At 56.6% G+C, this 9,532-nt stretch carries 8 protein-coding genes; all 8 read left to right on the top strand.

The window, feature by feature from the left end; translation table 11 throughout:
* The coding region (locus tag INT12_RS29945) for a DUF2345 domain-containing protein (RefSeq protein WP_193059149.1) at positions 1 to 1,850 on the top strand (1,850 nt) is incomplete at its 5' end.
* A gap of 14 nt (positions 1,851 to 1,864) precedes the next feature.
* Positions 1,865 to 2,413 (top strand): hypothetical protein, encoded by a 549-nt coding sequence (locus INT12_RS29940; protein WP_193059148.1) that lies wholly within the window; start codon positions 1,865 to 1,867, stop codon positions 2,411 to 2,413.
* Positions 2,410 to 4,503, top strand: coding sequence for a lipase family protein (locus INT12_RS29935; protein WP_193059147.1), 2,094 nt, complete (start codon positions 2,410 to 2,412; stop codon positions 4,501 to 4,503). The genes INT12_RS29940 and INT12_RS29935 overlap by 4 nt, the downstream gene beginning before the upstream one ends.
* A gap of 227 nt (positions 4,504 to 4,730) precedes the next feature.
* Complete coding sequence (locus tag INT12_RS29930) at positions 4,731 to 5,516, top strand: hypothetical protein (RefSeq protein WP_226926368.1); 786 nt, start codon at positions 4,731 to 4,733, stop codon at positions 5,514 to 5,516.
* Positions 5,517 to 5,632: 116 nt separating this feature from the next.
* On the top strand, positions 5,633 to 5,998 hold the full coding sequence (locus INT12_RS29925) for a YceK/YidQ family lipoprotein (protein ID WP_193041163.1): 366 nt from the start codon (positions 5,633 to 5,635) through the stop codon (positions 5,996 to 5,998).
* A gap of 56 nt (positions 5,999 to 6,054) precedes the next feature.
* A complete protein-coding gene (locus INT12_RS29920) occupies positions 6,055 to 6,408 on the top strand; it encodes a PAAR domain-containing protein (RefSeq protein ID WP_226926366.1) in 354 nt (117 codons plus the stop codon).
* Positions 6,409 to 6,410: 2 nt separating this feature from the next.
* On the top strand, positions 6,411 to 7,571 hold the full coding sequence (locus INT12_RS29915) for a hypothetical protein (protein ID WP_226926364.1): 1,161 nt from the start codon (positions 6,411 to 6,413) through the stop codon (positions 7,569 to 7,571).
* Positions 7,568 to 9,532 (top strand): ImcF-related family protein (locus INT12_RS29910; protein WP_226926363.1); only part of this gene is annotated, 1,965 nt, incomplete at its 3' end. The genes INT12_RS29915 and INT12_RS29910, both read left to right, overlap by 4 nt.

Raw genomic sequence — 9,532 nt, 5'->3', positions numbered from 1 at the left:
ATAACAAGCTGCGGATGGATGACACGCGGGGGCGGGAGCACGTCAAGGTCAGTACTGAGTATGGAGGTAAGAGCCAGCTGAACCTGGGGCATTTGGTGGATGCCGCGAAACAAAAGCGTGGGGAAGGTTTTGAGTTGCGCACGGATAGTTGGGGCGCGATTCGTGGGGGGAAAGGTTTGTTTATCAGTGCGGATGACCAAGGCCAGGCTCGGGGTGAACAACTAGACATGGTGGCTGCCATTGAGCAACTGAAAAGTGCGCTATCGCTGGCGCGCTCTCTGGCGCAGGCAGCTCGTAGTGCTGGAGTGCAGCCTAGCGATATTGAGAGCCAACTGGATTTGGTTCAGTCACTCATAGGGTTGGCGCAATCGGGATTACTGCTGCATGCCCCGGCGGGTATCGGCGTAATGAGTCCTAAAGCCGTGTGTCTGTCTTCCGGAGGAGAGAGCGTGGGTATCATCGCCGCGCACAACGCCGACATCAGCGCCGGACACGATATCACCGCAGCCGCCGAGGGTGGCGTCAGCGTGCTTGCGCAAAGTGCTGACCTGCAATTCAAGGCGGCCCAAGGCAAAGTTGAACTGCACGCTCAAGGCAGTTACCTCCATGCTTTGGCAAAGACCGACGTTAAGATCGAAAGCGTGGAAGGTCGTATAGAAATCAACGCCCCGCAAGAACTGGTGCTCAACTGTGGCGGTGCCTATATCCGTTTAAAGGGCGGTGATATAGAACTAGGGGCGCCAGGCAATATTTATCTAAAAGCTAACCATGTGCAAAAGTTTGGCAGCGCCAGCCTCAATACACCGGCGTCACTGTTGCCGGCGGGTTACTCCGGCGGCTATACCTTGAAAGACGACACGGAGACACCACTGCCATTTAGTCGCTACCGGATAACCACCCAACAAGGTGAGGTATTCAATGGCGTGACGGATAAGCATGGGCAGACGATGAGCGTTCATACCTTATTGCCCGGAGACCTGAAAATTGAATTACCAGAATCAGTAACACGCTATGACGAACAGCTTCGCTTGATCGGGCCTGATGGCGAGCTTGTAAGTGACTTTAAATATTCGGTCACTCTGGCAGATGGACATGTATTTGAGGGGGTGACAGGTGCGCAGGGTTTTACCCAGCGCTTCGAAACTCAGGAGCCGACACGGATCACGCAAATAGAACTTTTTCTTACGGAGGATTTCGGGGCTTTCTGCTGCGCTGCGGAAAGCATTAAAACCCCAATGGTCATTGATCTTACGTCAAGTGATGTATCAACTAACGAGGTAGCAATAGGTAGCTCGGTAAAGGAGGTTTCTCTACCTAGAGGCAAGAAGCGCTCTTTGACGCTTGGGGAAATTGCCATGGCAGGAACAATCTTTAAGGATGCTATTGATTATACAAAAGTTGAGGTGCATCACGCTGGGTGGTGGGGGTTCCTGGGGCGGCAGAATACGGCTGCAACTCCTAACGGTAATATGTATTACCCTTCAAGTACTGGGTACTATAGGAATGATTTTTCCGCTACTGATGATGATCGAGATAAAGCGCTATTCATACATGAGATGACCCATGTATGGCAGTACCAGTTGGGTTATCCGGTAAAGCGAATGGGGTTGGTGGTTACAAGTCGTGGCGCACCTGCTTATCGCTATGCTCTGACAGAACAGAGCGTCTTGTCGGACTACAACATGGAGCAGCAAGGTGAAATCATCTCGGATTACTATTTGATTTGTGTGGTGGGCAATCCGCACGGTGTGTGGAGTGAACGCAACTTCACCAAAAGTCCAGAGCTTCTTGCGTCGACACTCGAGTCGTTTCTTAAAAAGCCAGCCGACAAAAAACATCTTCCAAGTTGAAAAAGGAGGGTCGTATGAAACTTGCACTGTTTTTAACGCTCAGCTTGCCATGGTTAGTAGTCGAAAGTGTTTACGCTGCATCATATGGTCGCAGAGAGGCTGGGAATGTGGTTTCGGTTAATGGTAAACCGGCTATTTGCGTGCCTAGCAATGCTAAGGGCGTCTTTGCAGTGAGCCGCGTATCATTAACAGAAAGCTATATACGAAACCCTCCTACTTGGGGGGCGTCCCTTTTGCCGGGATTTAAACCATTGGAGCTGAGTCCAGGTGCGTGTATCGTTTTAGGCACCGTGCCTGAGGGGTACGAGTACGACAACTACAAAATCAAAGCCCGCCCTCTGCTGCTTGAAGTTAATCAAACTTATATATTCAGTCTGCGTAATGCGTATCGCTCTACTGATAGTTACGACGCCGTCTTCTGTGTCAATAAAACCGCGACCGGAGTCATGGAATATCTTCAGTACACCCGGCTGGCCGATGGAAGCCAGATCATTCCTTCGTGCGGTGGCAACCGTAACACTGATCCATCGAGTCAGGATGGCACAAGAGATGTTGATAAATGAATGATTCCCTGCACCGCACGGATACGCTCAATTCGCGCAAGGAGTTTACTGGCGGTAAACAGAAACAGCATTGGATTGAATTCCAGTTGGTGGACGAGCAGGGGGCCCCCCTGGCGAACATGCCTTATCAGGCGATCAACGACGCCATCCGACAGAGGTGCTTCCCCGAATGCTCCGGGCTCAGCGATGCTCAGGGCGTGATTCGTATCGAGGGGCTGCACCCCATCCCCATCACCCTGAAGGTGCAGGCCGATCCTTTTGCCGAGTTGCTGCAAACCCGTCGCTTGCGTGCCCTGCGTGCCGAACCGCATCGGCCTGTAATCGGCAACTGCACCCCATTGTATGGCCCGCAGCGTTCGGGTTTCTCGCCCGTCGAGAAGCAGGCACTCGCGGCAGGTCACCGCTACCACTACCTGCGTATCGGTCAGTTATGCGACCGATTACCGACCCTTGATCCGCCTTTGGAGGACCCGAAGCGGCATCCGGCCTTTCACTTCCCGGACACGGCATTCAGCGGTTTCACCGTTGAGTACGAAGCGCTGAATCACCGCCACGTGTTGGAAGTTTGCCCCTTCCGCGCCTGGTCGTTGGTGCTGCATCACCAACCCGAATACAGCATGGCCAATGCCTATAACCTTGGGCTGATGGCTAACCTGTCCTACAGCATTGTCGCCCAGAACATCTTGAAGCAACGACCGGGCACCGATCCCAGTACCGTCTCTGGCTCGGTGGAGGAGTTCTTTTTACGTCAGTGCCTGGACCTGTCGCGCACGCCGGTGATGATTGACTCTGGAGGGACGCGTCTGCCAGCACTGGTGGTAGACGTCCCCTTCAACCAGCGCTACACCACGGCGGTTATGCTGGATTCGCTGGAGGCCAAGCGACCGTCGGGTGCCTCCGAGATTCCGCGGCTCATCATCGAAAACACCCAGTTGTTCTATTGCATCAACCAGACACAAGTGGTTGTGGCCTGGCGCGGGACACAGGAACCCAAGGACTGGCTGACGGATGTGCTGTACCGCCCGATGCCGGCCGATGGCAGCGGCTGTGACTTGAAGTCTGCGTGTACGCCTTTGACTGATGTCGGCAGTGTGCATTATGGTTTTTTGCATGCGTTTGAGGTGGCTAAGAGGTTGTTTCCTCAACGTTTTTATGACATTAAGGATGCGTTGGAGAATAGACAGCTATTCATTTGCGGCCATAGCTTGGGCGGCGCCCTTGCACTGATCTACTCCGCAGAGCTGAAAGATCGCAATCCTCTGCTCTACACCTACGGCATGCCCCGTACCTTCACAGCCAAGGCGTTGGCGCGCCTTGCCACGGTGACCCACTTTCGCCATGTCAACGACGCCGACACCATCACCAGCGTGCCACCCGAGGCGGAACTGGATAACTGGCTTTACGATGCCCTGGGGCCGCTGGGCCACGACCTGGGCTATATATGGTCCGTGGGTGAACTGGTGGCCGACAAACTGGTGCGCTTTGGCGATCCCTACTGGCATCACGGCCAAATCGCCATGTTCTACCGTGCCGACCAGCATGTGGAGTCACGGGCCTCAAATAACCCCGCCGAGCGGAGTAGAGAAGGCCTGGGCGCGCCTTACCACACCACCATTCTTAAGCGTTTGCCACACCGAACCCGCCTCTATCTGGTGCCCAGTCTGAGCGATGAGTTCAGCCGCTTCGCCCGTGAAGAGCAGAAGGCCCTCATTCGCTCGATGAGCCGGGAAAGTCTGACTCGGTTCTTTCCGTCACACACCAATCCTGAACGCAGCACTCTCCGCAGTAACCCGATGGATCACTCGATGGTCGCTGCCTACTTACCCTTCTTGCACAACCAGTTGCTGGAGTTGAGCGATCCCGACCGGCCACTGGAGCGCAAGGCGCAACGGGCGAAGTTCGAGACGCAGATGCATGGGGTGGGCGTCCCCGAAGCGGAAAAACACCGCAACGAGCAGTTCCTTGCCTTGCAGAAGTTGTTACCCATGGCCTTGCGCATGACTCAAGACCTGGAAGGCGGTCCTGAAGCCCTGCAGCGCTTCTGCCGCGAGCGCGAATTTGGCGTGATGATCGAGATCACCCAGGCCTGAATCTACGCATCCGGGGCGCAACAGCCCACCCAACACACTAGCCATAAGGGAAGACATAAAACCATGAACATTCTGATCCACCCTGCGCAGGGGCCAGTGCAACACGTGAACTATCACGTAGTCGAGGAAATTGGGAGGGGCAGCCAACCCATTCCCTCCCGTTACCCAGATGCGAGAACCGTCGAGTTTCCCGACGCACTGCCAGCGATCACGGAGGAACACAGCCTATGAATGCTCGCCTAAGCCCCATGAGCGGCGCTTTGTTGCTGTTGCTCAGCCTAAACGGTTGCGCCCAGAACCAGGCCTTGGCACCGCCACCGGGTGGAGAGCAAGTCAGCATCGTGGTGAAGGTCCCGCAGAACCTCGCGGCGGAACCCATGCAGGTGATGTACCGCTCGGAGAAATGCCCGATCAAACGCTCCGGGCCAGACTGGACCACTTATGAAGAGGATGGTTACTTGTCCACTATGGTTCAACCGCAACAGCAGGGGCAGAGCGACCTGTATGAGGCCAAGTTGCCCATCAATGGTGGTAGCCGATGCCAGTGGCAACTGAGCAATGTGACTTTTGGCGTTACCTACGCCAATACAACGCACTTTGGCGAGAATGTTAAAGCGGGCCCAGGGGGCGGGGTGATCGTGATGTTCGATCAGCATCTGCCACAACAACGTTCTGCTTTTCAGCCGACGATAGAAGTCAGCGGCGATCTGCTGATCAGGAAGGACTACTACCCCAGGGTTAGCGAACACTTCCTTGGCGGACACGAAAAACTCGCTAGGTTATTCGGCGAGGGTGAGATTTATTTGTATTACCGCGCCAAAAATGCCCGGCAGGTGGTGTTCGAGCCCGTGCTGCATGCCGACTACGTGCTTTATTCAGTGGGGCCGAAGGTGAAAAAGGAGGGTAACTATACCCGCTACACCTACCCCGATGGCAGCGTGGTGGCTGATGGTCGTGACCCAAGCTTCAAGAAGCTGCAATCCATTCGCCTGACTGCGGAGAAGGTTCGATGAATCGCATGTTTCCTTCTGTTCAGGCCTTACCGTTAACTCTTAATGTTTTATTCCGGATATCGGATGACGTGAGTCTTAGATAAAGCCTAGTCATGTACTTGTATTGGGTGGTTGCGATGATTTATTTGAGTTTAATTGCGGGTGCTGGCCAGTCTCGCTTTAAAAATATTGCCGGGGTTAGTCTGGGTAGTGGCTGTGCGAAGCGCTTAAAGTTCGGGGTTTTAGGACTTTTTGCCGGACTGCATTCGGGCTGTGCGGCAATAGGGGCGGCAGTTATGAATGGCCCGACTTGCCCTTATCAAGGCGTTCAGCTGGATTTTCATGCGGCGACTGATTGGACACTGATCAAGGGGAGTAATGGACTGATTATTCCGTTAGCTATTATCGACTTACCTTTTTCTTTTGTTCTCGACACGTTGACTCTTGGGGATGCATTAGATGCTGACAGCGGTGAGCTGAATTGTCCACGAAAGTTTACGTAGCGCTTGGGCGCTGGCCAGCTAAAAGGTAGTGCGTTTTTGGGGGGGAGTAGTTTTTATTGGTCGAGATCATTTCTCTAACGAATGTTCTGATCGTTTTTATGGAAGCCTGTTTTTCAATGGGCGAGTTTTGGATTGTTTTATTTATGTCCCAGGGATTTGTTTTATTGGGTGATAAAACCACCCACGGTGGAGAAGTGATATCAGCCTCATCCACGATGATCGTAAATGGCAAGCGAGTAGCACTGGTCGGAGACGAGGTTCGTTGCCCGCTGCCGGGGCATGGCGTCAACCGGATTGTCGATGGCTGCCCGGACTGGTCTGAGGGGGATCGGGCGATGGTGATCAACGGCTGCCGCTGCGAGTGCGATTGCCAGGTGATTTCCAGCGCTCTCGATTGCGGGGTGGGTTAGTCATGGGCTGGGATCGTCAGGCACCTCATGTAGTGGAAGCTCCAAAACCGCCTGTGCCGGGTCGTTGGCTATTGGCTGCACTCATAGCGGTACTGGTCTGCGTGCTGCTGTTTTTGCTGCATACCTCCGAACGGATGCCGTTACTGAGTACGCTCAACATTTGGGCGTTGTCCGCTTCGCCATTGGTGGTCTGGATCCTGGCGTTCGCTGCGCGTGCCTATGCCTATGGGACTGCGTTGAGCCATTGCCAGTTTCTGGAGGAGGAGGCGCAAAGTGTGCAGCGTTCCTGGCAGGCTTGGGCGCAGCGCTACTTGGCAGTGTCTGCCAGTTGTGTGCTGCTGCCTGATCAGGTGTCTGCGAGTGTATTAACTCAGGGTCCCTTTGATTTGCTTCCCCGCACAGGGCAAGCGCGGCGTATTGCGGCTTTGCCTGTAGGGCCGGAACGTACTCAAGCCGGACTGCAGATGTTGATTCAGGCATTGGTGCCGGCACTGCATGCGTTGCCGACGGGGCGGGAACTCCGGGTCACCCTGCTGAGCGATGCCGATCCCCGCGAATACGAAGCCTTGCGCGATACCTGGCAGCAGAGCTTGGTCATCACGATGAGGCTGCCGCTACCCGTAACGGTCACATTGATTAGCGAATTGTCGTACCGGTGGATCGATGAAACGTTGAAGGCCGCCACCGCAGTCATCGACTTGATCCTGGTGCTTCAGGTTCACGGTGAAGACTCTTACTCCGACGGGCTTGCCGCCTTGCTGCTATGCCCGGACAGCCTGGCAATCGCCTTGGAGCTACCGATCACCGCTGGTTTGTTGCGGCCAATGCCATTGGATATCGATGTACTGGACAGTGAATTACCGTTGTTTCTGCAAACCCAAGTGAGTGCTTGCCGGGCAACCGGCATGTTGGCCGACGCCGCCGACTGGCAGCCACTGACCGGAAAAATGCTTGCTGTAGCAGGCGCCCATGGTGCTTCGCTCAACGTGGAGCAGCAGTGGATTCAGGAAAGTCTGTGCGGGCTATCTGGTCCGTTCGGTCACTGGCTAGTAGCTGCGCTGTGTGTGGAAATTGTCCGGCATCAGCGCGAGCCTTTGTTGGTATTGGCACGAGAAGAATCGCGGCACTGGATGAGCACTGTTGTCACGGGAGAGTTGGCATGAAAGTTTGGAGTAATTCATGGCGCCGTGTGGGGGCAGCAGTCTGGGTCATTGTGCTGGTAGCCGCTCTGGGCTGGGTGATCTGGCGTTTTGGCGATCAGATCGGGCTAGCTGAGAATCACCACAAACTGTTGGTTTTTCTACTGATCATCGCCATCGCAATGGGCGGCGTTCTGGCACCACGGTGGTTAGCGCATCTCAAACGTCAAAACCACCGCGAGCAGGGACGTGTGGGTAAGGTCTATCCCCCGGCGGACTCACAGATAGTTTTGCCTCACTCACCGACTACTCACCTCTTAGAGCTGCGCGAGCACCTACGCGAGCACTACGGCCTCTTCTGGCGCCACAAAACCCGCCTGCTGCTCATCATCGGCGAACCCACCGAAATCGAAGCCATCGCCCCCACCCTGGCCGCTCACCAATGGCTCGAAGGCCAAGGCACCGTCCTGCTGTGGGGTGGCAGTGCGCAGGCCGCGCTGGATCAATCATTCCCTGAGCGCTGGAGCGGCCTCAGCCGCTGGCGTGCGCTGGACGGAGTCGTCTGGGCGCTGAACGAAACCCAGGCCGCCGACGATGTCTCGATGGGCAAAGGTGTACGCCAGGTGCAGCGCCTTGCCCGTGACTTGCGCTGGCAGTTGCCGTTATCCCTCTGGCAGGTCTGCGGCAGTGCGTGGGCGCAGGACACGCGCAAAGCGCAGCCGGTGGGCTGTCAGTTGCCCGCGCGCTTTTCGGCGGCGGTATTGGACGCCGCGTTGAATCGTTTGCTGGAGCCTTTGCGTCGCGCGGGTTTGGCGCAGATGAACGCGGTGATGAAGGATGATTTTCTGCTGCGTCTGTCGCGGGATTTAAAGGGCGAGGGCATTGATCGTTGGCGTCACACCTTGGCGCACCTGGCCGGCGAATTTGCCCGTGGCGTGCCGTTGCGGGGGGTGTGGTTCAGCCTGCCGGTACAGCGCTCGCCGCATGATCAACAACAGGCGTGGTCGGTGGCCCCGGTGTGGCACGGTGTACTCGGCGATAACGCCCGTGGCCGCCGGCTGGGTTGGAGCGTGCCGCGAGTTGGCTACGCGCTGGTGCTGGGTTTGGCGACGTTATGGGGAGCAGGACTGCTGCTGTCATTCATCAGCAACCGCACGCAGATCGCCCAGGTACACAGCTCGTTGTCGACCTTGCAACGCGCATCACAAGGCGACGAACAGCTCCGGGCCCTTCATGAACTGGTCCGCGAATTGGCGCGCCTGGATGATCGCGTTCAAGGCGGCGCTCCGTGGTATCAGCGCTTCGGCCTGAATCAAAACCCAGTGCTGCTTGAAACCGTGTGGCCGCGCTACGTTGAAGCCAACAACCGCCTGATCCGCGACCCGGCCGTCGCCGCTTTACGCCAACAGCTCACGGCCCTGGTCAAGCTGGCCCCGGACAATCCCGAGCGCGCCGAACGCGCCCGTGCTGCCTACGACCAGCTCAAGGCCTACCTGATGATGGCGCGTCCGGCAAAAGCCGACGCCAGTCTGCTGGTGAAAACCCTCGGCGAAGTCGAGCCTTCCCGCGCGGGCCTCTGGCAAGCCCTGGGCCCCACTCTGTGGCAGTTCTACGCCGAACACCTGGCGGAAAACCCGGCTTGGCGCATCGACACCGACGCACGGCTGGTCGCGCAAGTCCGGCAGGTCCTGCTCGGCCAACTGGGTCAACGCAATGCCGAAGCCAATTTGTACCAACAACTGCTCGATGACGCCGCCCATCACTACCCGGCCCTGGGCCTGCCGCAACTGGTCGGCGACACTGACGCCCAGGCCCTGTTCACCACCGAGGCCAGCGTGCCCGGCGTGTTCACCCGCCAGGCCTGGGAAGGCTCGGTGCGCCAAGCTATCGATGCGATCGCCGAGGCGCGCCGCGAGGAAATCGATTGGGTGCTCAGCGACCAACCTGCCGATGTCGACACCCGCCTGAGTCCTGACCAACTGCGC

Origin of the sequence: Pseudomonas sp. K8 (assembly GCF_014889455.1) — a bacterium.
GTDB lineage: Bacteria > Pseudomonadota > Gammaproteobacteria > Pseudomonadales > Pseudomonadaceae > Aquipseudomonas > Aquipseudomonas veronii.
The sequence above is the reverse complement of the archived record's forward strand: the minus strand, read 5'-3'. Positions and strand labels throughout refer to the sequence as shown.

What these genes read in the sequence shown, in the direction of transcription:
- INT12_RS29930 (WP_226926368.1), top strand. Translation starts at nt 4,731, where the DNA reads ATGAATGCTCGCCTAAGCCCCATGAGCGGCGCTTTGTTGCTGTTGCTC.
- INT12_RS29935 (WP_193059147.1), top strand. Translation starts at nt 2,410, where the DNA reads ATGAATGATTCCCTGCACCGCACGGATACGCTCAATTCGCGCAAGGAG.
- INT12_RS29925 (WP_193041163.1), top strand. Translation starts at nt 5,633, where the DNA reads ATGATTTATTTGAGTTTAATTGCGGGTGCTGGCCAGTCTCGCTTTAAA.
- INT12_RS29915 (WP_226926364.1), top strand. Translation starts at nt 6,411, where the DNA reads ATGGGCTGGGATCGTCAGGCACCTCATGTAGTGGAAGCTCCAAAACCG.
- INT12_RS29940 (WP_193059148.1), top strand. Translation starts at nt 1,865, where the DNA reads ATGAAACTTGCACTGTTTTTAACGCTCAGCTTGCCATGGTTAGTAGTC.